Source organism: Sorangiineae bacterium MSr11367, from assembly GCA_037157805.1.
Taxonomy (GTDB): domain Bacteria; phylum Myxococcota_A; class Polyangia; order Polyangiales; family Polyangiaceae; genus Pendulispora; species Pendulispora rubella.
Map to the genome: position 1 here is coordinate 7,884,397 of CP089983.1, position 24,456 is coordinate 7,908,852.

Below are 24,456 nucleotides of genomic sequence, written 5' to 3' on the forward strand. Positions count from 1 at the left end.
CTTTTCCTCGCAGGATGTATGGCGCCCGTTCCGCGCCGGGTAAAAGAAGGGTACTGTGCCAGGATGCGTTTATTTAGCGGGCGGGTGGCGCCCATCGCGGCCGAAGTCGTTCGCATTCTTATTGCGGCGGGTGACATCGAAACCGAATCACCGAAAGAGGTACAAGCCGACGTCGAGGCAGTGCTTCGGAGTTACTTGGCGGCGGAGCGCGACGTAAACGACCGCACCAAGGAGCTTCTCGAGCGCACAGGGCGTTCGATGAACGACTTTGGCCGCGTCCGCAATCAAATCGCCGAGACCAAAGGTATCAAAGTCGGCGATGAGATGCTCGATTACGTATTGGACCAGGTCGTCCAAATATTTCACCACTCCGCAAACGTAGAAGAAATTTTCGTTGAAGACGTAGAGCTGCGCCGCAAGATGGCGACGGTGTTCAAAAAGCACATGGCCCTCGATGCCGAAATCGACAGCGAGGTTCGCGCTCAATTGCGGCACGTCAGTGAGGGCTCACGCACGTGGGAAGTCGAATATGCGCGGGTCATGGAGCAGGTGAAGCGAAAGAAGGGAGTCTCGTAACCATGGGAGGGGCGTCCCCATGCGAAGCATGACCGGCTTCGGCGCAGGGGATCACCCTCTGGGGGCCGGGCGGCTCGGGGTGGAAATTCGCGCCCTGAATCACCGTTTCCTGGATGTACGTGTCCGCGTGGCACGCGAACTGGGGGATCTCGCCGGATTCGTGGAACAGCTCGCCCGCGAGCGGATGACGCGCGGTCGCTTCGAGGTGACGGTACGCGTCGACGGCATCGGGCTGGGCCTCACCACCCTGGACCGCGAGCGCGCCAAAAGCGCCTACCGATCGTTGTGCGAGCTGCGCGATGAAATCGCGCCCGGGACGGAGGTTCCGCTTTCACTCCTCGGCTCCATTCCGGATCTCTTCGTCTCGTCCGTAGAGCGCGAGATCGACAAGACCAAAGAGGCCACCCGCCTGGCCTTCGACCGCGCCGTCATTTCCCTGGATGAAATGCGCGAGCGCGAGGGCGGCGCTTTGTGCGCCGACTTGGCCAAGCGTTTGGCCGCGGTGCGGGAGCTCACCTCCACGGTGGGCGTTCGCGCGCCGGATTTGCTGGAAGAGCACCGCAAGCGCCTGCGCGAACGCACGGATCGACTGCGCGGCACCATGGATCTGCAAATCGACGCGGGCCGCCTCGAGGCGGAAGTGGTGCTGTTCGCCGAGCGGGTGGACATTTCCGAGGAGCTCACGCGCCTTTTGAGCCACTGCGAGCAATTCCTCGCGCTGCTGGACGAAAAATCGTGCGGCCGCCGGCTCGATTTCCTCTTGCAGGAAATGGTGCGGGAAGCGAATACGGCGGGCGCCAAGAGTCCCGACGCCCAAATTGCCCACGCCATTGTCGAAATGAAGGCCGAGCTCGAGCGAATGCGCGAGCAGGTCCAAAATGTGGAGTGAAGGTACGAACACCCCATGTTACCGGATGAATTTTTGCTCCTTATCTTGTCGTCGCCCAGCGGCGCAGGAAAAACCACGCTTGCCCGCAAGCTTCTCGAACTCTTCCCCGATCTGCGATTCAGCATTTCCCATACGACCCGCAAGCCGAGGGCCAACGAGGTCGATGGTCGGGATTACCACTTCGTCGACCGCACCGAGTTCGAGCGCCTGGTGACGGACCACAAGTTCGTCGAGTGGGCCGAGGTGCATGGGAACCTTTACGGGACGTGCCTGCACGAGATCGAGAACGCCCGGGCGGCCGGCTGCACCGGCATGATTTTCGACATCGACTACCAGGGCGCGCGTCAAATCCGGGCCAAACTGCCCGATGTCACCGGCGTGTTCATTCTTCCGCCATCGATGGCGGAACTCGAACGGCGCCTGCGCGGCCGCGCGAGCGAGACGGAGGATGTCGTTCAGCGCCGGTTCAAGGCCGCCCGCCGGGAAATCGAGCACTACGCGCTCTTCGACTACGTGCTGGTGAACGACGATTTCGAATCGGCCTTCGCGACCTTGCGCGGTATCTTGCTCGCCGAGCGGGCCCGTCGCGAACGCAAAGCGCACGTGGCGGAGTCGCTCCTGAGGAGCTAGGCTCGCTTCACCGAGATTTGGACGAGATACGAGACGAGGATAGGTGTCATACGTGCAAAACCACAGAGGTTCTCAGTCGCTGCTCATCGTTGGGTCCATGGCGTTCGACACGCTGGAAATGCCCTACGGTACGTTCGAATACGTCGTCGGTGGCGCGGCCACCTTCTCGTCGATTGCGGCCTCGCTCTTGACGCACGGCGTGCGCATCGTGGGCATCGTCGGGGAAGACTTCCCGCAGGACTATCTGGACTTTCTGCGCAAGCGCGAGATCGACACCTTGGGCGTCGAGCAGGTCCCCGGAAAGAGCTTTTTCTGGCGCGGCCGCTACTCCGCCGACCTCGCAAGCCGCGAGACCTTGGACACGCAGCTCAACGTGTTCGCCAATTTCCAGCCGAAGATTCCCGAATCGCATCGCTCCACGCCGTACGTGCTGCTCGGCAACATCCACCCGCAGCTCCAGCTCGACGTGCTCGACCAGGTGGAAAAGCCCAAGTTGGTCGCCGCCGACACGATGAACTTCTGGATCTCCGGCGAGTCGGCCACGTTGAACAAGCTGCTCGGCCGCACCGACCTGCTCATCATCAACGACGAAGAGGCGCGGCAGCTTTCGGGCATCGACAACATCGTGCGCGCGGCCGCTGACATTCGGAAGCGCGGGCCGTCGCGGCTCATCATCAAGCGCGGTGAGTTCGGCTCGCTCCTCTTCGACGAGGCGGGTACCTTCTTCTGCCCGGGCTACCCGCTCGAAGAAGTGCGCGACCCCACGGGCGCGGGCGACACGTTCGCGGGCGGCCTCCTCGGTTACGTGGCGCGCCATGGCGACACGTCCGCGCTCACCCTTCGCCGCGCCATGTTCTTTGGCTCGGCCCTCGCATCGTTTTGCGTGGAGGACGTCGGCACGACGCGCATCGGCAAGGTGACGCGTTCGGAGCTCGACGCACGGATTCAGGCGTTCGCGCGCCTCGTCGATTACGGCGGTAGCTTGGCCCTTCCCGCGGAGGAGAGTCGATGAGTAAACAGTTGACCAAAATAGGCTTGGCTTGGTTCGGCACGGTCGGCATCGGCGCGGTTAGCGTCGGCGTGCTGGTGGCGGCTTGCTACAACCCGCCCGACAAGAACACCCAGACGACGACCGACCAAGATGTCGCGGCGGGCAAGTGCGCCGCCACCCCGGGCGGGTTCCCTTCGCCGAATTGCGACAATTCGGACAACCTGTGCGAGCAGACGGGCTGTACCACGATCCCGGAGGCTACGTGCGGCTCGACGTCCACGTGCATGCCCCTTTCGAACAACACGGGCAAGTCGACGATTGACCTGCGCATTCGCAAGCTGAACGTCGTTGCGCCGCCCCCCTTGGCGGACAACATCATTCGCTCGACGGTTCTCAATCCGAACATCGACTTGAACGAACCCCAGTGCACCGAAAAGGGAGCCGGCTCGTTCAACTGGCTGTTCCGCGTCGAGCGCACCGCCGGCACGGACACTGGCAAGCTGGAGACCGGCGGCGCGCCCCCGAGCCCGGATCCGCGCGGCAAGGGTTTCTGTTTCTACAACCACAAGGCCGGCGACATTCAGGTGAACTCGGCCAAGGCCGACGTCACGTTCACCGGCGACACGTTCACGAGCGGGGCGATCGAGAAGTTGAACGTGCCGATCTTCCTCCGCGGCGACGTGAAGAACGTGATCATTCTGCCGCTCTCGGACGTGATCATTCAGAACGTGACGCTTTCCGAGAACAACAATTGCGTCGGCCGGTTCGATCTCAAGGCCCTCGACGAGAGCTGCGGCGAGGACCCGTCGGTCTGCACGAAGTGGAAGACCGCGGCGGCGCTCGGCGGTTACATCACCTTGGAAGAAGCCGACAAGGTCGACGTCGTCGACCTCACGCAGAGCCTCTGCGTCTTGTTGACCAAGGCCGACGGCGGCAGCGACGCGAAAGGCATCAAGCGTTGCCCGCGCGACGCCGACAACAAACTCAACCTGAACGACGCCCAGAAGGGCGACTACTGCTCGAACCCGAAGGGCCCCGGAGGCTGCCGTGACAGCTTCTGGCTGACGGCCACGTTCGCGGCGAGCGCCGTGACCATCAACGACGGCGCCGGCGTCGTGGAGTGCAATCCGTAGTTGAGAAGGGGTTAGGGTCGAGGGGTTAGGGTTTAGGGAAGAGAGACGGTCGTGCTCGTCCCTGGATTTCTTCTCCTCCCTAAACCCTAACCCCTAACCCCTAAACCCTCCGCTGCTACAATGCCGCGCATGGGGTGGCGGCGTGCCTTTGGCATTTTGTCGGCGTTGACCATTGCCTCGTGCGCTGGGGGCGGAGGCTGTGGTGGCTGCGGGGAGCCGATTCCGGGCGGCTTCCCGCGTGAGTCGGTGGTTCTGAACGCGGGGGCGGTGCGGCTGACGCGGCCCGGGCTCGACGTGCTCGCCGGCGGTGCGCCGACCATGCTTCGCAGCATCCTCGGCCTGGGCGCAACAGATGGCGTCTTTGCCATCGAGATCCCGCGGGCGGACACGAGCGGCTCGATCGACCTTCCGTGGCCGCTTCCGGACATCGATTACTCGATTCACATTTGCCCCAATGGCCCGCGGCGCGATTCGGATCCGCCCGAGTGCCTCGGCGAGGTCAACGTCGGCCAAGCGAAGTTGCATCTCGACGCCGTGGCGCCGGACGTGGTGCGTGCGAGCGGCACCATCCCGGTGAGGCTGCGTCATTTGCCGGTGCGCATCGAAAACGACGGCCCCAGCCTGGGCACCTTCGGCGTGGGATTGGGCGCGGGAGGCTGCAACGGCGATACCCCCAATTTCGATTACCGAGAATTCCCATTTCAATTGGCCATTCCCTGGGTGGCCGAAAGCAATGGGCCGCGCGCAGGGTACACGAAGCTCGATTGGAACCGTGCCCTGGTGGACGTCGGAATCAACAAAGGCGACGTCGCCATTTGCAAGGATTGCGGCGTAGTCACGGAGCTGTGCAATGCGGTGTTCGATTACGTCAAAGACCAGGCGTTCGATTCGCTCATCGGCGGCGTGAAGGATCAGCTCAAACAGGCCCTGGCGTCGCAGGCGCCGCCTTGGCTCGGCACCGAGCTGCGCGTGAACCTCGCGGGGGCATTGGCCAGCATGTCGCCGGGCACCAAAGGCGGGCTCGATGTCGTGTTTGCCGCGGGCGGCGCGGCGGATGCGACGCCCAATTTCCCTGCGGACGACAATCCGTATCCCGGGCATACGCCCAATGGTTTGACCTTGCCGCTTCTCGGGGGCGCCATCGCCGCGCCGGCATCGTCCTGCGTCCCCAAAGTGGATATCCCTGTGCCTGCGGGCATCGTGGCGCCGGAGGAACTGCGGCAGGACATCCCAGGGAATCACCTGCAGATGGCCGTCGCGGGTCGGTTTCTCGAATACGCCTTTGGCGGTGCCTACAACAGCGGGCTTCTCTGCCTGGGCGTCTCCACCGAGCAGGTGCAGCAGCTCCAGAGCGGCCTTCTGAGCCTGCTCGTGCCTTCGCTGCAACGGCTCGCCGTGGAGAAGAAGTCCGTGCCGCTGGCACTGTCCACGCGTCCGCGGCACCCACCGACGGTGAAAATCGGTGGGGGAACGGACGTCAAAACCGACCCACTCGTGTCCATCGCGCTGCGCGAGCTGGACGTGGACATGTACATCTGGAGCCTCGACCGGTTCGTACGCGTCTTCACCTTGACGGCGGACGTGACGATTCCGGTCAACCTGCAGATGGCCAAAGACGTGAAGACCGGGCTCTTGCCGGTGCTCGGCGACGTCCGCCTCGCGAACGCCAAGGTGACGAATGCCGATTTGCTGACCGACGATCCGGCCGGCATCGCGGCGTCGCTGGGGCCCGTGCTCGGCGGGTTCGTGAGTCAGTTGGCGGGTTCGATCGGGCCCATCGATCTTTCGTCGATGCTGGGCTCGTTCGGGCTCGCGGTGACCGTGCCCGAGGGCGGGATCCGCAAGCTATCCACGTCGGGCGATGACTTCGTGGGCATCTTCGCGCAGCTTGCCGTGCCCGGCGCGAGCAGCGCCATCGCCGAAACGGAGGCCCGCCTGGTCGAGCGAACGGTGCATCCGGAGGCGATGAACCTCACGTCCCTGAGCCGGGAAAAGCGGCCCACGTTGCGCGTCGCCCTCTCGTCGCCCCGTGCGACGTCGGCGGTGGAGTACAGTTGGGCCATCGACCGCGGGACCCGCAGCACATGGTCGCAGGCGACGGACGTCGCGGTGCAATCCGACGATCTCGTCTTTCAGGGGAAGCACACGCTGCAGGTGTGGTCGCGCTACGTGGGGCAACCCGAATCGGAGGACCCGACGCCCGCACACGTGCCCTTCGTCATCGATACGCTGGCACCGCGGGTGGAGCTCGCGCGGAACGGGGTCGAGGCATGGGACTTCGTGAGCGAACGCGACGCGCTGATGGCACGGTACGAAGCGCGCGGCACGTTCAGCGCGTGGATGCCCCTCGCGGAGCTGGCCACGCGCGATTTGCGGACGGCCACGACGGTGGAGGTGCGGGACGAAGAGGGCAATGTCGGCCGCACCGCGCCCATCGCGCCGGGCGCGGGCATGGGTGGTGGCGGCGGCTGCGCGTGTTCCACGCCCGGCGAAACGCAGGGCCCATCGTCCGGGCTATGGGCGCTGGGGATCGCCCTTGCGATGGTCGCGGCAGCTCGGTACCGCCGTCGTTGGGGGCTCGGTGCGGTAGCCGTCGCCGCGATGACGCATCAAGGCTGCTCGTGCGGGGGCAGCGGCGACGACGGCGGCGAGGGCCCGCGGGAAAGCGTGGGCTGCGGGCAAGACTGCAAGAGCGCATGCGAGCCCGCGCTTCCGATGGGACAGGTGGGCTCGTACACCTCGGTGGCCACGGCCAAGGACGGGACCCTTTGGGTGGCCGGCTACAACGACGGCATCTACGGCGAGAGCGCCGATCAGGTGTACGGCGATCTCGTGGTGGGCCGCTACGACGCCGCCAAAGAGCGCGTCGCATGGGCCACCGTCGACGGCATCCCGGTGCGCACGGATGGCTCGTGCCCGCCTTCGGATCGAAGCGGATGGCGCAATGGCGAAACCGAATCGGGGGACAACGTCGGGCTGTGGACCAGCCTCGCCTTGGACGCGAACGACCGCCCGATGGTCGCGTACTACGATGTGACCCACCGCGCGCTCAAGTTCGCTCTTCTGGACGGCGCAACCTGGGCCACGTACACCCTGCGCGCAATCCCCGGCGCCGACGTGGGCCGCTACGCCAAGATGATCCTGGCGGAGGGCAAACCCGCCGTCGTGTTCCCGGTCAACGAGAGCGCGCACTCGAGGATCGTGCTGGCCAAGGCCACCACCGCAAGCCCGCGCAGCGCCGCCGATTGGACCTTCGAGGATGTCGCCGTGGAGGACGACGTCCCCGCGGCCCCCGCAGCCACGTACCCGAATGCCATTGGCAATTACCTGCGCATCGCCGCGGGTCCGAACGGCCTGGGCATCGTCGCCTACGATCGCATCCACGCGCGGCTGATCGGTCTTTCGAAAGCCTCCGGCTCGTGGACCACATCGGTGCTGGACGAAGGAGGCAACCCCGGGGTCGGAGCCTCCCTGCTCATCACGCCCGACGGCGACTGGCACGTGAGCTACGCCGATGCGCTTCGCGAATCGCTTCGATATTTGCGCGCACCGGGCGGAAACGCCGCCAGCGCCGAGATCGTCGACGACGGCTTCGGGCTCGGCGTGGGCGCGCCGCGTTTCGTGGATGGCCGGCATGCCGTGGGCGACGATTCGTTCCTTCGCATCGACGGGACGCGCATCCAAGTGACCTACCAAGATGCGACCGCGGGTGTCCTTCGCATGGCGACCGGAACACCCCTGGAGAACGGCGGACACACCTGGACGGTGATCGCGGTTGCACAGCCGGGCCGCTTCGCCGGCTTCTTCCCGAGCTTCGCCGGAAAGGGCATCGTCAACTTCTGGCGGCAGCTCGACCCTAACGTTCGCGGCATCGTGGGCGACGTGGCGTGGGTTGCGCCATAAACTTGGCCCGTGCGTACTGGCCTCGGTAAGCCCATTCCATGCGCAACAAAACCGAGATCCTGGGTGAGCTCCGTACGATGCTTCGCGATATCTTCACCGCGAAGGCGGCGGGCGAGACCAACTCTCGCCTCGCCCGTGCGCACGGATACGTCGATGGCTACATGCGTGCTCTCCAGGAGAGCGACATCGCCACGCGGAGCGAGCTGGTCGAAATCGTCAACGCCGAGCGCGAGCGCGCTTCCGGTCCGGCCATGATCTTTCGCCAGCCGGTGAGCGACGTGGCCCCCGCCCCGGGTGAAGCCTCCTCGGACGACCGCACCGCGGCCGCCTAGCGAGCCTGCCCTAGGGATTTCCACGCTTCAATTGCGGGGCGCAGTAGGCTACACGACGGCTATGCGAGGTGATTCAGACGCGCTCCTTCGGGCCTTCGAGGCGCTGGGCCAGCATGGCCACCTCGAGGAGCTGGTAGCGCGAACGAAAAAGGTTGCCCGCGGCATGGCCTCGGCCCGGCGCACGGTCTTCGAGTCGGACACCGCGACCGATAGGACCGAGCTCGACCCGAACGCGGCCAAGACGCCCTTTGGAAACGCCTCCGATGTGCTCCAGCGCGGCCCGGAGAACGACGACGAGCGCGCCCTCGCATGCGCTCTGTTCGCCCACACGATCGCGGAGGAGCTGCAGGGTGGCGGGCGCGATGTCGAATCGGACAACCGCCTCGCCGACGATATTTTGTGGCTTGCCACGAACACGCCGTTCGACGCGACCCCACTGCTCGATCGCGCCCTCGGCGAAGAGGTGGCGGGCACCATCTGGAGTGCCATCGCCGATCGCGTGCGGCGCGTCGATGCCTACCGGCTCGCCGAGCTTGGCCGCGGCGAAGCCATCGTGGGCTGCGTGGCGCTCGCCTTTTCCTCCTCCGAGACGGCCTCGCGCCTCGTGGGCTCGCTCGGGCACGAGCTGCACGATCCGGCGCTCCTTCGCGTGCTGTCGCCCATGCCGAGCGACACCGTGCCGTTGGTTCCGACCGACGGATCGCCCGCACGGCTCCGGGGCGAGCTCGTGCCCGCGCCGCATGGCGTGGTGGCCACCACCGCGCTGGCGCTGTCGGGCCTCTTGTTCCTCATCCACGGCACGCGCCTTCTGGCGCGCCTTGCCCTCGCCTACCGCTGCCCCGCCGAGATCGTGCTCTCGCCGGAGGGCGTGCGGGTCGACTCGCGGGTCGAGATGCTCGGGCGCACCTTGCGCGAGAAGTCCACGGTCATCGGCCGCGAGGGCCTCGTTCGAGCCGTGCGCGACGTGCGCTACCCGCGCGTGGGCTTTTACGCCGGGCTGCTCGCGTTGGCCGTGGGCACGTACATCGGCGTCTCCACGATGATCGACGGCGTGCGCGCGGCCTCACCGTCGCTCTTCCTCGTGGGCCTGGTCATCATCGCCGCAGGCATCGGGCTCGACCTTCTCTTCTCGAGCCTGGTCCCCGGCGCCCAAGGACGCTGCCGCGTCGTCCTCATCCCGCGCCGTGGCCCCGCCGTGTGCGTGGGCTCCGTCGACATCGAAACCGCCGACGGGGCCCTCTCCGCCATCGCGAAGTCGTAAAGCCTCCGCTCAGGCCTCGACCGCGTCGACGCCGAGCAGCTGGGCGATGCGCGTGCCGTAGTCGCGATCGGCTTTGACGAAGTGCGCGAGCTGCCGCTGTTGAATCGCCGGCGGCGCCGTCTTCAGGGCGCCCGCGATGTTTTCGACGAGCCGCGTTTTCTCTCCGCCCGACAGGAGACGGTACAGGTTGCCGGCCTGCGTGTAGTCGTCGTGGCCCGCCCGGCGGTCGGCCTGGAGCATCTTGTCCGGCGAATACGAAATACCGGGGACCACGTTGGCCGGCGAAAAGGCCGCTTGTTCGATCTCGACGCAGTAATTCCGCGGATTCTTGTTCAACTCGAGCTCACCCACTTCGATGAGCGGATAATCCTTGTACGGCCACACCTTGGTCGCATCGAATGGGTTGATCGCGTACGTTTCGGCATCGCGCTCGGACATGATTTGCACGCATACGCGCCAGCGCGGACAGTCGCCGCGGGCGATGGCCAAAACGAGGTCCGCCCTCGTGTGATCGGGCACTTCGCGTGCGACGCGTGCCGCCTCCTCCGGGGTGAAGTTCTGAATGCCCTGGCTCGTCTTGAAGTGAAACTTGACCCAAAAGCGCTCGCCCTTGGCATTGACGAAGCCGTACGTATGGCTGCCGAAGCCGTGCATGTGGCGGTAGCTCTTGGGAATACCGCGGTCGGAAAAGAGAATCGTAATCTGGTGCAGCGCCTCGGGGGAGCGCGACCAGAAGTCCCATGGCACCGTCGCGGCGTGCGCGTTCGCCTCCCCGGCGCGCGTGTGCGATACGGGCGTGTTGTTGCCGACCAGGTCGAAATCGCCCTCCTCCGTGTAGAACTTCAAGGCGAAACCGTGCACCTCGCGCACGCTGTCGGCCGAACCATGTTCACCGGCGACCGTGGAGAAGCGCAGGAGCAACTCGGTCTTCTTGCCCACGACCTCGAACAGCTTGGCCGACGTGTACCTGGTGATATCGCGCGTCACCGTGAAGGTGCCATAGGCGCCTGCACCCTTGGCGAGCCTCGTCTCGTCCGCCATCTCGAGCCTCCTCGGGCGCTCCCTCGCGCCTCACGAAGCTCAAGATGGGGATGCGATCCGGCTACGTCCAAGACGTCTTCCTAAACAGAGTGATAGATAGCCTCTATCACCGCGCCCGCTGGCGCAGAACCTCGAGGACGTCGTTCCAGTCGACGCCGGCGGCGTGGAGCGCCACCATCACGTGATAGACCACGTCGGCCGCTTCCTCGGTCGCAGCGGCCTTGTTGCCGTCGGCCAACGCCACCACGAGCTCGCTGGTCTCCTCGCCGAGCTTCTTCAGACGGAGATTGCGATCGCCCAGCAACCGGCGCGTGTACGAGGGCTTGCCCTCCGTCTTTTCCGGCTCCGCAGCGCGCTGTGCGATCACGCGCTCCAAGGTGCGAATCGCATCCGCTTCGGGCTCGCCGAAGCACGTGGTCGAACCCGTATGGCAGGCCGGCCCGGCGGGCTCCACGCGCGCGACGATGGCGTCGGCATCGCAGTCCGAGAGCAGCTCCACGACGCGGAGCGTGTTGCCGCTGGTCTCCCCCTTCTTCCAGAGGCCGCGCTTGCGCGAGAAGAAGTGCAGATACCCCGTTTCCAAGGTGCGCGTGACCGCCTCGCGATCGGCAAAGGCCACCATGAGCACGGCGCCATCCTTCGCACCTTGCGCGACCACGGTGACCAGCCCGCCGCCCTTTTCGAAATCGAGCTTCTCCGGATCGAACGTCATGCGCGCACCTCGATTCCCGCGCCGCGAACGACGCTCTTGATGGCCCCCACGGTGGTCTCTCCATCGTGCAAAATCCCCGCGACGAGCGCCGCATCGGCCCCGGCGTCGGCAAACGCGCTCGCCACGTGCTCCGCGTTTCCGGCGCCGCCCGAGGCCACCACGGGCACGGTCACCGCACGCACCACGGCGCGCGTGAGCTCGAGATCGTAGCCGGAGCGAACGCCGTCTCGATCGATCGATGTCAGCAGGATCTCCCCTGCCCCGAGCTCCACCCCGCGCTTGGCCCAGGCGATGGCGTCGAGATCCGTTGGCTTGCGTCCGCCGTGCGTGACGACGTTGTAGCCCGAGGGAAAGGCATCATTTTTCCTCGCATCGATGCTGAGCACCACGCATTGCGCACCGAATCGCTCCGAGGCGCGCGTGATCAATTCGGGATCGGCCACCGCCGCCGAATTGATGCCGACCTTGTCCGCGCCCGCACGAAGCGCGCGCTCGAAGTCTTCCACCGTGCGCACGCCACCGCCCATGGTGAGCGGGATGAAGAGCCGCTCCGCCGTGCGGCGAACGACGTCGAACAGCGTGGCCCGCCCTTCGACGGTGGCCGACACGTCGAGCAGCACGATTTCATCGGCGCCCTCGGCCTCGTAGCGCGCGGCCAGCTCGACGGGGCATCCCACGTCGCGCAAGCTCTCGAAGCGCACCCCTTTTTTGACCCTTCCGGCATCGACGTCCAAGCAGACGACCACGCGTCTCAGTTTTGCGCTCACGAATCACCTCCCGCGACGTCCGCGATGTCTTCCTCGGTCAGAAGGACTTGCCCTTTGGTGCTGAAGATCCCGCCCTCGGTCTCGCTCAGCGCTTGACGCAGCGCGAGCCCGGTGGCCTTGAAGCCGGCCTCGATGATGTGGTGCTTGTCCTTGCCCCGCAGCACGCGCACGTGGAGCGTGGCCTGCAGCGCATCGGAAAAGGAGCGCAGCACGTGCGTGTACAAGCGACTCGGCAGCTTGCCCACGAAGAAGGCGCGCCCGCCGACGTCGATGACCGCTTGGACCAGCGCATCGTCCATCGGGATGGTCTTTTCCCCGTACCGTGTGGCGCTCTTGGGCGCCACGCTGCGCACGGCGTGGCCCAGTGCCAGCGCCACGTCCTCCATGATATGGTGCCGCAGATCGCCCTTGGCGCGCAGTGTGAGCTCGAGGCCTGCGTAGCGCGCGAGGGTGGACAGCATATGGTCGTAAAACGGCAGGGTGGTCGACACCGAGACGCCGCCGCTCAGCGCTTTTCCGCGGGCCAGGCCGATGCGGATCTCGATTTGCGTTTCTTTGCTCTCACGAACGATGCGTTTCACTGACCGTACTCCCGGGCCACGGCGTGCCCATCCAAGGTGCCCGTGTAAAGGGCCATGCCGATGACGGCGCCCGCGCCGCCGGCGTCGCGGATGCGCGCGAGGTCGTCCAACGTGGTGACGCCGCCCGATGCGAAGATGGGCACGCGAGTGACCTGCGCGAGCTCGCGGCAAAGCTCCGCGTCGGCGCCGCCGAGGGCCCCCTCGAGATGCACCGCCGTCACCAGGATGCCGCCGATGGGCAAGGGGTCGAGCTCCTTGGCGAGATCTGTGATGCGAAGTCCGGTGCGGGCCGCCCAGCCGCGGGTCACCACCTCGCGCTCGCGCACGTCGGCGGCGATGAGCACCTTGCCGGGAAAGGCGTTCACCACCGCTTCGCGGAACGCGGTGTCTTCGATGGCCCGCGTGCCCACGATGACCCGCTCCGCGCCAACGTCGAACAGATGCGCGGCGCGTTCGAGTGTGCGCACGCCGCCGCCGACTTGGACGCGCAGCCCCGATTCGCGAATGAGCCGCTCGATCCAGCCGAGGTTTTCACCCCGCCCGGTGGCGGCGTCGAGGTCCACCACGTGCAGCCAGGAGAATCCCATGTCGCGGAAGGCGCGGGCCTGGGACAAGGGGTCGTCGATGCGGACGCGCTCGCGATCGTAGTCGCCGCCCACGAGTTGAACGCATTTGCCTTCGCGCAGGTCTACGGCCGGCAGCGCCATCATGACGTGAGCTCCTGCGCGATGGCCCCGAGAAGGGCCAGGCCGTCGGACGAGCTTTTTTCCGGGTGGAACTGGCAACCGCCCACGCGCCCTTTTTTGACGATGGCCGGGAAGCTGTCGCCGTCGAGGTCCGTGCTGGCCAGCACGACGCTCGCGTCCACGGGACGGCATGCAAACGAGTGCGCGTAGTACACGCCGCGCGCGCCACGTGCGACCCATGCGGGGGCGTCGGCCGAGGGGCGGATGGGGCTCCATCCCATGTGCGGCGCACGCGCCGTGGTGAGGCGGGTGACCCTTCCTGCGAAGACGGAGAGGCCTTCGCCGGGGCCTTCGTCGCTCGCATCGAACATGAGCTGCATGCCGATGCAGATGCCTAGGCACGGGAGGCCGCCGTCGATGGCCGCGCGCACGCTCGCCCGCGCGGTGGCGAGCCGCGAGGCGGCGGCGGAGAAGGCGCCGACCCCGGGCAGGACGAGAAGGTCCGTCTGGAGGGCGCGCGAGGCGTCGGTCTCGACGGAGACGGTCGACCCGGGAACGACCTGGGCGAGTGCCTTGCCCAGCGAATGCAAATTGCCGATGCCCAAATCGAGCAGCGTTACACGCACGACAGCACCTCCTCGAACGACGGGAGCGCACGCTCCATGAGTTCCCAGTGTGCAACGGAAATGCGAACCGCGTCGCCGAAGCCGGGTAGCTTCGGGAACGGACGCACGGCCACGCCGCGCTCGCGCAGCGCCTTGGTCTGGGTCGCGGCGTCCTTCACCGGAACCAAGACGAAATTGGCCTCCGACGGAATGGGCTTCAGGCCGAGTCGCTCGAGAAACGCCACGAAGCGGGCGCGCGCGTCGATCACCTCGCGGATGCCGCCTTCGACCCACGCGCTGTCGTTTTCGAGCGCAGAGACGGTGACCCGCTCCGCCAATTGCGTGACCTTGTAGGGCCCGCGCGAGATCTCTACGGCGGCCACCAGCTCGGGCGCACCGACCGCGTAACCCACGCGCGCACCGGCGAGGCCGAACGCCTTGGAGAAGGTGCGAACGACCAAGAGGCGCCCGGCGTCCTTGGCGCGCCGCACGAACGAGCCGCCGCAGTATTCGATGTATGCTTCGTCGAGGAGCACGACGCCCTCGGCCTCGGCCACGATGCGCTCGATGGCCTCGTTCGATGCGCGCGTGCCCGTCGGGTTGTTTGGCGAGCATACGTAGGTGATGCATGCGCGTTGCGCGAGCAGCTCATCGGCGTCCACGTCCCAACCGCGCTCGGGGCCGAGCAACGGCACCGGTCGCAGCGCGAGATCGTTCACCTGGCCGCAGTAGGGAATCATGACGAAGGTGGGATCTTGGTACGCGATGGCACCGCCCGGCTTGGCGAAGGCGCGGATGGCCGAATCGAGAACGTCGTCGCTTCCGCAGCCGGTGACGATTTCGTCCGTGCCCACGCCGAGGTGCGCGGCGATGGCGCGCTTCAAATCCGCCGCATAGTGATTCGGGTAGCGCGCGAAAAGGTCGACGTTCGCTTCCGGCACCAGGGTGCGCGCACTCGGCGGGGCGCCGCGCTGGTTGGTGTTGTCGGAAAGGTCGATCGCGCAGGGCTCACGGTTCGACGAGTAAAGCTTCATCGCGGCGATGCCCGGCCGCACGACATTTTCTGCAGAACGCGTCATCTCGAGCCTCCGGCTCCGGGGAGTGAAAAGGCCGCGGCGGCGGCCGCGTGGTTGCGCAAGCCCTCGGCCTCGGCGAGGACGGCCACATCACCGGCCATGCGGGCTGCCGCCTCGCGGGTGACGGTTTGGTACGTGGTGAAGCGCACGAAATCGAGGGTGGACAGGCCGGAGAAGCTGCGCCCGGCGCCCGCGGTGGGAAGCACGTGGTTGGCCCCCGTCATGTAGTCGCCAAATGCCACCGACGAGCCGTCGCCGAGAAACACGGTGCCCGCGTGGCGAATCTTGGGCAGCGTGGCCTGGGGCTCACGGACCAAGAGCATCAAGTGCTCGGCCGCGTAATCCGCCGCGAAGGGCCACGCCTCCTCGAGCGACTCGATGGAGAGCACCGCACCGCGCGAACTCAAGGACGCGGAGACCACCTCGCCGCGATCGACGACGACCCGGGTCAGCGCCTCGCTCACCTGCGCTGCGAGCGCGTCACCGACGACGAGTGCCACGCAGCTCGCCTCGGGATCGTGCTCGGCCTGCGCCGCGAGCTCGCGGGCGACATGCTCGGGGTTCGCGGTGTCGTCGCCGATGACCAGGATCTCGCTCGGCCCCGCCGGCGCATCGATGCCGACGTTGCCCGCGATCTGCCGCTTTGCCTCGGCGACGTACGCATTGCCCGGGCCCACGATGCGGTCGACGCGTGGCACGCTCTCGGTGCCGAAGGCCAGCGCGGCAATGGCCTGGGCGCCTCCGATGGCAAACACGCGGGTCGCGCCGCCAATCGCGGCCGCGGCCAGCACGACCTGCGACGGGAGCCCATTTTTGCCCGGCGGCGAGCAGACGACGATCTCCGGGACGCCGGCCACGCGCGCGGGAACCACGCCCATGAGCACGCTGCTCGGGTACGCGGCGCGTCCGCCCGGCGCGTACACGCCGACGGCCGCCAGCGGATCGGGACGGCGGCCCACGAGGATGCCGGGCTCGCTCTCGATCTCGATGACCCGCGGAATGAATGCACCATGCACGGTTTCGAGGTTGGCCCGCGTTCGCTCCAGCGCGCGCCGCACCTCGGGATCGATCGCGTTGCGCGCTTCCTCCAAGGCCTCGCGCGGCACTTCGAGCTTGGTCAAATCGGCCCGATCGAGTTCGCGCGCGAGGGCCACCAACGCGGCGTCGCCTTCGCGTTTCACGCGCGCCAAGATTTGGCCCACCACGCGGGTGACGGCCACGTCCTCCTGGGAGCGGGCACGCTCGACGATCTCGCGGCGCGCGGTTGCTGGAAGGGCTCTCAACGGACCGGTGAATCGAACGGAAAGCGCATTGCTCATGGTACGAGCCTCTCGATGCGGGTGACGAGGATGCCTTGGCAGCCGAGCCCCTTCAGCCGCGACACGATACGGTACACTTGATTTTCCGGCACGACGGCGTGCACGGCGACGAAGTCGTCGCTGCCGCCACGCACCTCGATGATGGTGGGGCCCGAGATGCCCGGGAGCACGTCCCGCACGCTGTCGAGGCGGTCACGCGGTACGTTGGCCATGAGGTAACGCTGCTCGCGCGCGCGGACCACACTGGAGAGCGCCAGCGCGAGATCGTCGAGGGCGGCGGCCACGTCCTCGGGCAACTCCGCGCGCGGACGTGCAATCAGGCGCGCGGACGATTCGAGCACGGTGCCCGCCTCGACCAGGCCGTTGACCCGCAAGGTGCTGCCCGTCGACACGAGATCGACGATGGCGTCGGCGATGCCGAGGTGCGGTGCAACCTCGGCCGCACCGCTCACGGGGACCAATTGCACGGTGCGCTGCCTCTCGCGAAAGAAGCCCTCTGCGAGGCGCGGGAACGAGGTGGCCACGCGCGCGCCGTTGGGGATTTCGTCGAGCGTCGAGGGGCCACCGGGACGCGGGTGCAAGGCCACGACGAGGCGGCAGCGCCCGATCTTGAGATCGACCAACGAGTCGAGCTCGCGCCCGGATTCACCGACGCAGTCCCAACCGGTGATGCCCGCGTCGGCAGCACCATCGGCGACGAACTCGGGGATGTCCGAGGCGCGGACGAACAGCGCGGAAAACTCGTCGCCCATGGAGGCGACCAGGGCGCGCTCGTTGCCAGCGCGCACCTTCAACCCGGCATCGCGCAATACATCGCGGATATCTTCGACGAGACGACCTTTGTTCGGCAGAGCAATCTTGAGCATCACGAATCCTCCAGAGAGACCATTGCGAGGGCCTCCCGCGTTGCGGTGGCCGGCTTCGACAGGTCTTTCGAGGTTCGCTTGCCCTTACCCGAGCTTGCGACTCGTACCGGGGTGCGCTGACCCGTCCAACCGACGCGCACCACGGCACCGATGGTGGTGGTGATGGTGGCCGGTGTGATGGGAGCGCGACACGACGGAATGCATTATGTCCGATGACGCGCGGCCGTCAAGACGGCGCCGGCCACTCCGGCCTTTTTCAGCCCCTTTATTTCAGCCGCTCGCCGATGATCGCCTCGGGTTTGCCCGCGGTGCCGCGGATCTCCACGCGAAGCGATCGCGGCGCGGCGGCGCTGGCGCAAGCCCGTGCGGAGGCGCCTCTCTCGCCGGCGGAACGATCGAGCTCCTCGGAGGTCGAGCCGTCGAAGAGGCGAAGCTCGACACCGGCGCCCTCGCCTTCGATGCCGACGGCCACGCGCAGGCATTGCCCCGCACCAGCCGTGACCGCGTAGACGGTCCGCTTCGCTGGGTCGAGCGTCATCTGCTTCACCGACGTGGCGAGCCCCTCGTGCATCAGATTCTCGCCCGTCGCGGCGCGCGCGAGCATGCGCGTCGCCGCCAAAGGCCGCGTGGCGAACAGCGGATGTTGCCAGCGCTCGGGCCGCACCATCACGCTGAACGGCCCCGGACGGCCGCGCGTTTCCAGCTCGATCTGGGCTTTCGCGCGGCCGCACACGAAGAGCGCCGCCCCGCCGGTGCCTTCCCCGCTCGCGAGAAGCAGACCATTCGCGTCCCAGATGCTCGCATCGATCAACGCGAGCGGTGCACCGCCGACGACGTCCACCCGCGCACACCCGGAAGCGCCGCCCGGCAGATCGAGCGGCAAGGTCACGCGCCGCCCGAGCACCAATTGGCCATTCTTCACGGAGGTGGGTGCGCCGTAGCCTCCGCGTGACAATTCCGCATTGCGCGCGGTGCGCGCACCATCGAGCGGCAGCGGCGACGCCGTCCACACCGCGGAGGCGCGCCCCGCGAACTCGCGTCCGCCGTCACCCCGCGTGCGCCCGAGCACGATGGCCGCCAGCCCCGTGCCCACGTGCGGTCGCAAAGTGAGCACGCCTTCGAACGCGATCGGCGAGCACAAAACGAAGCTTGGCTCTTTCAGGCCCTCGTGGGCGCGGGCCACCACCCGACCGGCATCGTCGAGCGCCTCCACCTCGACGAGCGCCACGTCTTCGTCGGGAAGCACGAGGACGTCGATGCACTGATTCGCCTCCATCGGAAAGGCGACGTTGGCCGGCGCGCGTGCATCCACGCGCACGGCGACGCGGCGAAAGTCCTCCCAGGTTCCACCGATGGCCGCCCGGTGGGCGCGCAGCCGATCGTCGAGGCCCGGCCACGCCTCCGCGGCACGCGTGCCGTCACCATGGCTCCCGCGCGCGGCGAACGCGCGCGAGATTTCGCCGGCGCGGGCCACGGGGACGATGTGCGCCGCGATGCCCACGAGCCCTTCGCCATTGGCCAGGTGCGCGGCGATGTACATCCGCTCGGGGTGCGGCGGGCAGACCATGATCGTCGGGTGCGCGTCGGGCGCTTGATCCGCCGCAATGGGGTTGCCCTCCTCGGCGAAGGCCACGATGTCCAGATCGTCGATGGTCGTCGAGCCGCGCGCGTATGCGAGCAGGCACGCGTTCTCCGGGGCCTCGAAGAAGCCGCCGATGCGCTCGCCCTCGACTTGCTCGCCCGCGCTGAGCATGGCCAGCGGCCCGGCGCCCATCCGCACCGCGCGGGCAGGGAGATCGCCCAGGATGACGCGCGCATCGAGCTCCCCCAGCACGATGCGCGGTGCGCCCGGCGGGGTCGTGGCACGCCTCGGCGCCGCCGCTTGCGGGCCCGGCGCACACGCCGAGAGGCCGAAAAGACAGAATGCGCAAAGCAAACAGAGGACGCGCAGCACGGTCATCGCGGTAGCTCCCATGCGCCGCTTTCCACGCGGTAAAGTGCAAGGCCCCATGCCATGCGGATGCCGCGGGCCTCCACCTCGAGCCGGCCGCGCGTGCGCTCGTGCGTGCAGAATGCAACGACCCCCGAATTGTCGTTGTGGCCCCGTTCATCGGCCGACTCGTTGCCGCCGATGATCGCGCGCAGGCCGACGCCGCGCGCATTGCCGAAGGCCACCGCCGCCACGGCGATGTAGCACGCGCCCGCCTCAAGCTGGACCGGCACCGGCGTGACGCCCGACGCGCCCTGCACCACGAGCACGGGCGCGCGATCCTTCGGCGAGAGCCGGCGCGCCAACAGCGCGGCCGCCATGCGTGCGCGCGTGTCGGGGCCCCAGATGCGCGGCAGTCCCTCGGGGATGGGCCACGTCGCGTGCATGCCCACGATGCTCGCACGCGGGCCCGCGCCCACGAAAACGACGTTGCCCGCGGTGGGGCCGCCCACGCACGCGTCGAGGCGCGCGTCGGCGGTGTCCGTGCGGTCGCGCGCCAAGAGTCGGTCGTCGTCGCCGTCGCGCAACTCGGCGTCGAGGTCGAAGCGGAAGCGACGCCCGCCGCGCCGCTCGGGGCCCGACCCGCCCGACGCGCGCGGAGGCTCGGCGGCGAACAGCTCGATGCGGTGGCACCCGGCCTCGAGCTCCACCTCGCCCACGCCGCTGCCGTCGTCGGCGGATTCCCACCCGCTGCGCTTTTGCACCGTGCCGCCGTCGGCGCGGGCGCGAGCCTCGGCCACGTCGACCCGCTTTCCAATCGGCGGAAGCGGCGGAAAGGTGCCCGGCTCCTGCGTCGGAGGAAGCACGCCGCCCGTGCGCTCCGGAAACACCGTGCGCAACGACGGAAGCGGCGCCTTCGACCGCGCGACCACGACCTCCACCGCCCCGCGCCCGGCATCGCCCGTGAGGACCACCCGCTCGACCGGCGCGCCCGAACAGCGCACCAGCTCGAGCAGGCCGGCCATGCTGGCCGACTTCCCGATCAAGTCATCGCCCGAGTCACCTTTGCCTTGGGCGATCTGCGCGTGAAAGCTCACGCCGCGCGCACCGATGAAGCCAATGGTGGTGCACCGCGCCGTTCCCGGCGTCGGCGGGATGCGGATGGTGACGGTGTCCCCCTCGAAGAGAAACCGCGGTGCCGTGTCCACCAGAACGGCACCGGCGTTGCGCCACTCCAAGCGCGCACGGGTTGCGACCTCGCGAAGATCCGCGCGCGCCGTAGTCGTTCCCACGCCCATGCCGAGCAGCAGGGCCGATGCAACGACGATGGACGGAGCGCGCCGGGGCTTCACCCCCTGACCGTGTACGTGGAGGCCACGAACGTCTTCGATGCCGGATCCCAGATGAAGAGCTTCGCGTCGTCGATCTCGCCGTTTCGGACACTCGTGACCAGGTAGGCCAAGTCGTACGTCGGGCTATCTCCGCCCATGGTGGCCGCCTGCGCATCCGTCTCGGAGAAGTAGGCCCCGACGTCGAGGTGCGAATGGTAGAGCACCTTCGCGGGCGCGCCCTGCGTCTTGCCTTCGCGCACCGCACGCTCGAACTTCATCGGGTCGATATCGAAGTACATGCGCCCGGTGCGCGGGTACGTCTCGGGATCCAGCTTGTGCAGCTTGTTGGCTCGATTTTCCATGCGCAACGTGCGCCCGACGGCGAGCGGCTCGGCGGCGGGGCCGAAGAGCAGGCCGCAGCTCTCCTCGTCGCGCGCGTACGCCTCGCGGGCGTGCGCGAACACGTCGTCCAATATCGCTTTATCGATGACCAAATTGCCGTTTATCCACGGGGTATCGTCCGCCATCTCGGCTGCTCGCTTTCTCGTTTTTTCCCGCTCTACCAAATGTAGCGTTTTTCCCACTTGAGGGGCGCGAAATACCGGTCGCCGCGATCGGCCACGATGGCCACGACGCAGCCCGTTTTGCCCTGGGCCGCGAGCTCCTCCGCGACCTGCACCGCCACGTGCACGTTGGCGCCGGACGAATGCCCCACGTGAAGGCCCTCTTCGCGCGCCAGGCGATCGGACATGTCCCAGCCCGCCTCGGTGGAGCAGGGGCGGGTCTCGTCGGGAATTTTGGCGTCGAAGATGGGCGGTACGATGCTGCTGGCCAAATGCTTGAGCCCCTCGAGGCCATGCAGCGCGTCGTCCGGTTCCACCGCGATGCAGCGGATGGGCCTCGTGTGTTCTTTGAGGCGGCGCGTCGTGCCCATCATCGTCCCGGTCGTGCCCAGCCCGGCGACGAAGTGCGTGATGCGGTCGCCCACCGCCTCCAAAATTTCTTTTCCCGTCCCGTGGTAGTGCGCCAGCGGATTCGAGGCGTTCGCGTATTGATCGGGGTAGAAATAGCGGTCCTTTTCGCGCTCGACGACCTCACGCACCAGCCGAATCGCCCCGTCGGAGCCCTCCAGGGGATCGGAATAGATGATTTCCGTTCCAAAGGCCTCCGCAATGTCTTTGCGCGCCTTGGACACGTTGGACGGCATCACCAAGTGCACGCGCACGCCGAGGGCGGCGCCGAAAATGGAATAGGCCACCCCCGTATTCCCGCTCGTGGAATCGATGAGAATCTTGTCCTTGGTGAGCCGTCCATCCGCGAGCGCATCGCGGATCATGCGCAATGCGGGACGGTCTTTCACGCTTCCGCCGGGGTTGGTGAATTCCAACTTCGCGTAGACCTCCACCCCGGGCGGCGCCACGTTTCGCAAACGCAAAAGCGGTGTATTGCCCACCGCGTCCACCACCGATTCAATCCGCCGCCTCAAGTTTCCTCCAACGCCGCCCGCAATTTCAAAAGCGCCCGCATGGCCCCTGCCGCCACGTCCCGCGCCCCTTCCCCCAACGTGCCCACGCCCATGCCCGTGCCCGTCTCCGTGCCCCCGACGGTGACGTCAATTTCAGGATTCAACGCACGCGCCGCTGCCGCAATCGCCTCATGCTCCACCTCCACGGAGGCTCCGGCACCCGCCAAATAGAGCGCCTCGACACGGGCGGCCAAGTCGTCGCCGATGACGTGCGCGTGAAGGCCACCGAGGCGCTCTTGCCCCGACGGCCCCACGTCCGCAAGCCGCACTTGCCTCGTGTAACGAAGCGCGGCCACCGGTCAACCGCCCGCGATGGCCGGAACGATGCTGACGGCTTCGCCGGCCTTCACGACGGTTTTCAGGCCTTCGAGGAAGCGCACGTCTTCTTCGCCGAGGTACACGTTGATGAACCGGCGAATGCCCTTTTCGTCGAGCAGACGGGCTTTGACGCCGGGATGACGCGTTTCGAGGTCGTCGAAGAGCTGTCCGATCGTCTCTCCGACGGCGATGACTTCCTCTTTGCCCCCGGTGAGGTTACGCAACGACGCCGGAATACGAATCGTGATCTCCTGTGCCATGTCTCTCATCCTTCCATGCAAACGTCCGCCACGTAGCGGCCGCGATCGATCTCACGGATCTCGTTTTTGCCGCAAAGCAAACACCCCGCGCGCCGCCCGATGCGGCGGCGGCGCACCATTCGCTCCGCCGAAGTCGCCTTCCCATCGACGGTGACCAACTCGCCGGCGATGTCCCGCCCATCGAGGAGCGAGAGCGCCAGATCGGCCTGAAACGCGCCCACCAAGCCCACCACGGGGGCCATCACGCCGGCCTCGGCGCAATTGGGGACGTTGTCGCGCGGCAGGTCCTCGAACAGGCAGCGGTAGCAGGGCCCGCCCTTCGCGCTCACCGCGAGCGCGGTTCCCACCCAGCGCACCGCAGCGCCGTGAACGACGGGCCGCTCGGCGAGCTTGCACGCGTCGGCCGTGAGAAACTTGGTGGGAAAATTGTCGCTGCCTTCCACCACGACGTCGTAGCGCGACACCAAGTCCACCGCGTTGTGCGGCAGAAGGCGCGTCTCGTGCGCCTCGATGCGCACCTTCGGAAAGAGCTCCGTCAGCATGGCCTCGGCGGCCGCAATCTTCGGCTTTCCCACGTCGGCATCGCGAAAGAGGATCTGCCGGTGCAGATTCGTCCGCTCCACGCGGTCCTCGTCCAAGAGCCCCAAAGTCCCCACCCCGGCCTTGGCCAGCGCCAGGCACAAAGGTGCACCGAGACCGCCGATGCCCACGACCAGAACGCGCGCTGCGTTCCGATTCACGGAGCCGACTCCCCGGCGAAGTACTCCCCGAGGCTGAAGTAGCGTTCGCCTGTATCGAAAAGCATGGTCACGACGTTCTTATGGGGCCCAAGCTCGCGCGCGACATCCAGTGCCGCGAAGACCGTCGCCCCCGAGCTGATGCCCACGAGCAAACCTTCGCGCTTGGCCAGGTCGGTCTTCGTGCGCCACGCGTCCGCGTCGGTCACCGTCCGCACCTGGTCCACCACGCTCGCATCGTAGTTCCGCGGCACGAAGCCCGGCGCCAGCCCCTGAATCTTCGTCGGACCGCGCTCGCCCCGCGACAGGGTCGCGCACGCTTCCGGCTCCACCGCCACGATGAGCGGGCCGCCCTCCGCGTGGGTCCCAAACCGCTCGCGCAGGACCCGCCCCACGCCGGTGATCGTCCCGCCCGTGCCAACCCCCGCCACGAACGCGTCGATGCGCAGCCCCTCCATCGCCTCCACGATCTCGCGCCCGGTCGTGCGTGCGTGCACGTCCGGGTTGGCCGGATTGTCGAACTGCTGCGGCAAGAACGCGCCCTCCGTGCTCTCGGCGATCTCGCGCGCCTTGGCGATGGCGCCCTCCATTTGCTGATCCTCGGGCGTCAGCACGATTTGCGCGCCATAGGCTTGCAGCAGTTGCCGGCGCTCCAGGCTCATGCTCTCCGGCATGGTCAAGATGCAGCGGTAGCCTTTGACGGCGCACACCAAGGCGAGGCCGATGCCGGTGTTTCCGCTGGTCGGCTCCACCACCACGCCGCCCGGGCGCAAGAGCCCCTGGGCCTCGGCGGCCTCGACCATGGCCAGGCAAATGCGGTCCTTCACCGAGCCGGCGGGGTTCGCTTGCTCCATCTTGGCCCAGACGTCCGCACGCGGGGAATTCCCGTCCAAACGGCGCACACGCACCAGCGGGGTGTCCCCGACGAGCTGAAGGAGGTCGTTCGCAATAACGGACATCGCGTATGGCAGAGTATCATGCACCGAA

At 67.3% G+C, this 24,456-nt stretch carries 25 protein-coding genes and 1 pseudogene; 8 read left to right on the forward strand and 18 right to left on the reverse strand.

The window, feature by feature from the left end:
* The first annotated feature begins 18 nt into the window (after positions 1-18).
* From LVJ94_30570 to LVJ94_30605, 8 genes are all read left to right on the forward strand, one after another.
* Positions 19-576, forward strand: a complete 558-nt coding sequence (locus LVJ94_30570) for a DUF507 family protein (GenBank protein WXB01252.1) — start codon at positions 19-21, stop codon at positions 574-576.
* Between the two features lie 19 nt (positions 577-595).
* Positions 596-1,465: a YicC family protein gene (locus tag LVJ94_30575; protein WXB01253.1), complete on the forward strand. Its 870-nt coding sequence runs from the start codon at positions 596-598 to the stop codon at positions 1,463-1,465.
* 15 nt (positions 1,466-1,480) lie between these two features.
* Entirely contained in the window at positions 1,481-2,095 is a 615-nt protein-coding gene (gmk, locus tag LVJ94_30580) for a guanylate kinase (protein WXB01254.1), read from the forward strand.
* Between the two features lie 97 nt (positions 2,096-2,192).
* Complete coding sequence (locus LVJ94_30585) at positions 2,193-3,107, forward strand: PfkB family carbohydrate kinase (protein ID WXB10763.1); 915 nt, start codon at positions 2,193-2,195, stop codon at positions 3,105-3,107.
* Positions 3,104-4,219, forward strand: coding sequence for a hypothetical protein (locus LVJ94_30590; GenBank protein WXB01255.1), 1,116 nt, complete (start codon positions 3,104-3,106; stop codon positions 4,217-4,219). The genes LVJ94_30585 and LVJ94_30590 overlap by 4 nt, the downstream gene beginning before the upstream one ends.
* Positions 4,220-4,348: 129 nt before the next feature.
* Positions 4,349-8,122 carry a hypothetical protein gene (locus LVJ94_30595; GenBank protein ID WXB01256.1) on the forward strand — a complete coding sequence of 1,258 codons (3,774 nt, stop codon included), beginning with the start codon at positions 4,349-4,351 and terminating at the stop codon, positions 8,120-8,122.
* A gap of 38 nt (positions 8,123-8,160) precedes the next feature.
* Complete coding sequence (locus LVJ94_30600; GenBank protein ID WXB01257.1) at positions 8,161-8,454, forward strand: hypothetical protein; 294 nt, start codon at positions 8,161-8,163, stop codon at positions 8,452-8,454.
* Positions 8,455-8,515: 61 nt separating this feature from the next.
* On the forward strand, positions 8,516-9,715 hold the full coding sequence (locus LVJ94_30605; GenBank protein WXB01258.1) for a hypothetical protein: 1,200 nt from the start codon (positions 8,516-8,518) through the stop codon (positions 9,713-9,715).
* Positions 9,716-9,724: 9 nt separating this feature from the next.
* On the opposite strand, the gene LVJ94_30610 is transcribed toward LVJ94_30605, so the two are convergent.
* The 18 genes and pseudogenes from LVJ94_30610 to cysK form a co-directional block, all read right to left on the reverse strand.
* Positions 9,725-9,955 (reverse strand): hypothetical protein, encoded by a 231-nt coding sequence (locus tag LVJ94_30610; GenBank protein WXB10764.1) that lies wholly within the window; start codon positions 9,953-9,955, stop codon positions 9,725-9,727.
* Positions 9,944-10,759 (reverse strand): annotated as a pseudogene (locus LVJ94_30615) (catalase). Before LVJ94_30615 ends, LVJ94_30610 begins: the two are co-directional and overlap by 12 nt.
* Positions 10,760-10,862: 103 nt before the next feature.
* Positions 10,863-11,468 (reverse strand): bifunctional phosphoribosyl-AMP cyclohydrolase/phosphoribosyl-ATP diphosphatase HisIE, encoded by a 606-nt coding sequence (hisIE, locus tag LVJ94_30620; GenBank protein ID WXB01259.1) that lies wholly within the window; start codon positions 11,466-11,468, stop codon positions 10,863-10,865.
* On the reverse strand, positions 11,465-12,235 hold the full coding sequence (gene hisF, locus LVJ94_30625; protein ID WXB01260.1) for an imidazole glycerol phosphate synthase subunit HisF: 771 nt from the start codon (positions 12,233-12,235) through the stop codon (positions 11,465-11,467). Before hisF ends, hisIE begins: the two co-directional genes overlap by 4 nt.
* On the reverse strand, positions 12,232-12,816 hold the full coding sequence (locus LVJ94_30630) for an imidazoleglycerol-phosphate dehydratase (GenBank protein WXB01261.1): 585 nt from the start codon (positions 12,814-12,816) through the stop codon (positions 12,232-12,234). The genes hisF and LVJ94_30630 overlap by 4 nt, the downstream gene beginning before the upstream one ends.
* Positions 12,813-13,526 carry a 1-(5-phosphoribosyl)-5-[(5-phosphoribosylamino)methylideneamino]imidazole-4-carboxamide isomerase gene (gene hisA, locus LVJ94_30635; GenBank protein ID WXB01262.1) on the reverse strand — a complete coding sequence of 238 codons (714 nt, stop codon included), beginning with the start codon at positions 13,524-13,526 and terminating at the stop codon, positions 12,813-12,815. Before hisA ends, LVJ94_30630 begins: the two co-directional genes overlap by 4 nt.
* Entirely contained in the window at positions 13,523-14,128 is a 606-nt protein-coding gene (gene hisH, locus LVJ94_30640) for an imidazole glycerol phosphate synthase subunit HisH (GenBank protein WXB01263.1), read from the reverse strand. Before hisH ends, hisA begins: the two co-directional genes overlap by 4 nt.
* Positions 14,119-15,186: a histidinol-phosphate aminotransferase family protein gene (locus LVJ94_30645; protein WXB01264.1), complete on the reverse strand. Its 1,068-nt coding sequence runs from the start codon at positions 15,184-15,186 to the stop codon at positions 14,119-14,121. Before LVJ94_30645 ends, hisH begins: the two co-directional genes overlap by 10 nt.
* Positions 15,183-16,502: a histidinol dehydrogenase gene (hisD, locus tag LVJ94_30650; GenBank protein ID WXB01265.1), complete on the reverse strand. Its 1,320-nt coding sequence runs from the start codon at positions 16,500-16,502 to the stop codon at positions 15,183-15,185. The genes LVJ94_30645 and hisD overlap by 4 nt, the downstream gene beginning before the upstream one ends.
* Positions 16,499-17,368 (reverse strand): ATP phosphoribosyltransferase, encoded by an 870-nt coding sequence (hisG, locus tag LVJ94_30655; protein ID WXB01266.1) that lies wholly within the window; start codon positions 17,366-17,368, stop codon positions 16,499-16,501. The genes hisD and hisG overlap by 4 nt, the downstream gene beginning before the upstream one ends.
* Before the next feature lie 265 nt (positions 17,369-17,633).
* A complete protein-coding gene (locus tag LVJ94_30660; GenBank protein WXB01267.1) occupies positions 17,634-19,343 on the reverse strand; it encodes a hypothetical protein in 1,710 nt (569 codons plus the stop codon).
* Complete coding sequence (locus tag LVJ94_30665) at positions 19,325-20,650, reverse strand: hypothetical protein (GenBank protein ID WXB01268.1); 1,326 nt, start codon at positions 20,648-20,650, stop codon at positions 19,325-19,327. Before LVJ94_30665 ends, LVJ94_30660 begins: the two co-directional genes overlap by 19 nt.
* Positions 20,647-21,156 (reverse strand): Mov34/MPN/PAD-1 family protein, encoded by a 510-nt coding sequence (locus LVJ94_30670; protein ID WXB01269.1) that lies wholly within the window; start codon positions 21,154-21,156, stop codon positions 20,647-20,649. Before LVJ94_30670 ends, LVJ94_30665 begins: the two co-directional genes overlap by 4 nt.
* 32 nt (positions 21,157-21,188) lie before the next feature.
* A complete protein-coding gene (locus LVJ94_30675; protein ID WXB01270.1) occupies positions 21,189-22,115 on the reverse strand; it encodes a cysteine synthase family protein in 927 nt (308 codons plus the stop codon).
* On the reverse strand, positions 22,112-22,450 hold the full coding sequence (locus tag LVJ94_30680; GenBank protein ID WXB01271.1) for a hypothetical protein: 339 nt from the start codon (positions 22,448-22,450) through the stop codon (positions 22,112-22,114). Before LVJ94_30680 ends, LVJ94_30675 begins: the two co-directional genes overlap by 4 nt.
* Before the next feature lie 3 nt (positions 22,451-22,453).
* Positions 22,454-22,732, reverse strand: a complete 279-nt coding sequence (locus LVJ94_30685; GenBank protein WXB01272.1) for a MoaD/ThiS family protein — start codon at positions 22,730-22,732, stop codon at positions 22,454-22,456.
* Between the two features lie 5 nt (positions 22,733-22,737).
* Positions 22,738-23,472, reverse strand: coding sequence for a HesA/MoeB/ThiF family protein (locus LVJ94_30690; GenBank protein WXB01273.1), 735 nt, complete (start codon positions 23,470-23,472; stop codon positions 22,738-22,740).
* The gene (gene cysK / locus LVJ94_30695) at positions 23,469-24,428 is read right to left on the reverse strand and encodes a cysteine synthase A (GenBank protein ID WXB01274.1); all 960 of its coding nucleotides are present in this window, start codon (positions 24,426-24,428) and stop codon (positions 23,469-23,471) included. Before cysK ends, LVJ94_30690 begins: the two co-directional genes overlap by 4 nt.
* Positions 24,429-24,456 lie beyond the last annotated feature (28 nt).

Bases quoted from the DNA above. Each gene is read 5' to 3' on its own strand.
- LVJ94_30570 (WXB01252.1), top strand. From the start codon at position 19: ATGGCGCCCGTTCCGCGCCGGGTAAAAGAAGGGTACTGTGCCAGGATG.
- LVJ94_30575 (WXB01253.1), top strand. From the start codon at position 596: ATGCGAAGCATGACCGGCTTCGGCGCAGGGGATCACCCTCTGGGGGCC.
- gmk (WXB01254.1), top strand. From the start codon at position 1,481: ATGTTACCGGATGAATTTTTGCTCCTTATCTTGTCGTCGCCCAGCGGC.
- LVJ94_30585 (WXB10763.1), top strand. From the start codon at position 2,193: ATGGCGTTCGACACGCTGGAAATGCCCTACGGTACGTTCGAATACGTC.
- LVJ94_30590 (WXB01255.1), top strand. From the start codon at position 3,104: ATGAGTAAACAGTTGACCAAAATAGGCTTGGCTTGGTTCGGCACGGTC.
- LVJ94_30595 (WXB01256.1), top strand. From the start codon at position 4,349: ATGGGGTGGCGGCGTGCCTTTGGCATTTTGTCGGCGTTGACCATTGCC.
- LVJ94_30600 (WXB01257.1), top strand. From the start codon at position 8,161: ATGCGCAACAAAACCGAGATCCTGGGTGAGCTCCGTACGATGCTTCGC.
- LVJ94_30605 (WXB01258.1), top strand. From the start codon at position 8,516: ATGCGAGGTGATTCAGACGCGCTCCTTCGGGCCTTCGAGGCGCTGGGC.
- LVJ94_30610 (WXB10764.1), bottom strand. From the start codon at position 9,955: ATGCTCCAGGCCGACCGCCGGGCGGGCCACGACGACTACACGCAGGCC.
- hisIE (WXB01259.1), bottom strand. From the start codon at position 11,468: ATGACGTTCGATCCGGAGAAGCTCGATTTCGAAAAGGGCGGCGGGCTG.
- hisA (WXB01262.1), bottom strand. From the start codon at position 13,526: ATGATGGCGCTGCCGGCCGTAGACCTGCGCGAAGGCAAATGCGTTCAA.
- LVJ94_30645 (WXB01264.1), bottom strand. From the start codon at position 15,186: ATGACGCGTTCTGCAGAAAATGTCGTGCGGCCGGGCATCGCCGCGATG.
- hisD (WXB01265.1), bottom strand. From the start codon at position 16,502: ATGAGCAATGCGCTTTCCGTTCGATTCACCGGTCCGTTGAGAGCCCTT.
- hisG (WXB01266.1), bottom strand. From the start codon at position 17,368: ATGCTCAAGATTGCTCTGCCGAACAAAGGTCGTCTCGTCGAAGATATC.
- LVJ94_30660 (WXB01267.1), bottom strand. From the start codon at position 19,343: ATGGGAGCTACCGCGATGACCGTGCTGCGCGTCCTCTGTTTGCTTTGC.
- LVJ94_30670 (WXB01269.1), bottom strand. From the start codon at position 21,156: ATGGCGGACGATACCCCGTGGATAAACGGCAATTTGGTCATCGATAAA.
- LVJ94_30685 (WXB01272.1), bottom strand. From the start codon at position 22,732: ATGGCACAGGAGATCACGATTCGTATTCCGGCGTCGTTGCGTAACCTC.
- cysK (WXB01274.1), bottom strand. From the start codon at position 24,428: ATGTCCGTTATTGCGAACGACCTCCTTCAGCTCGTCGGGGACACCCCG.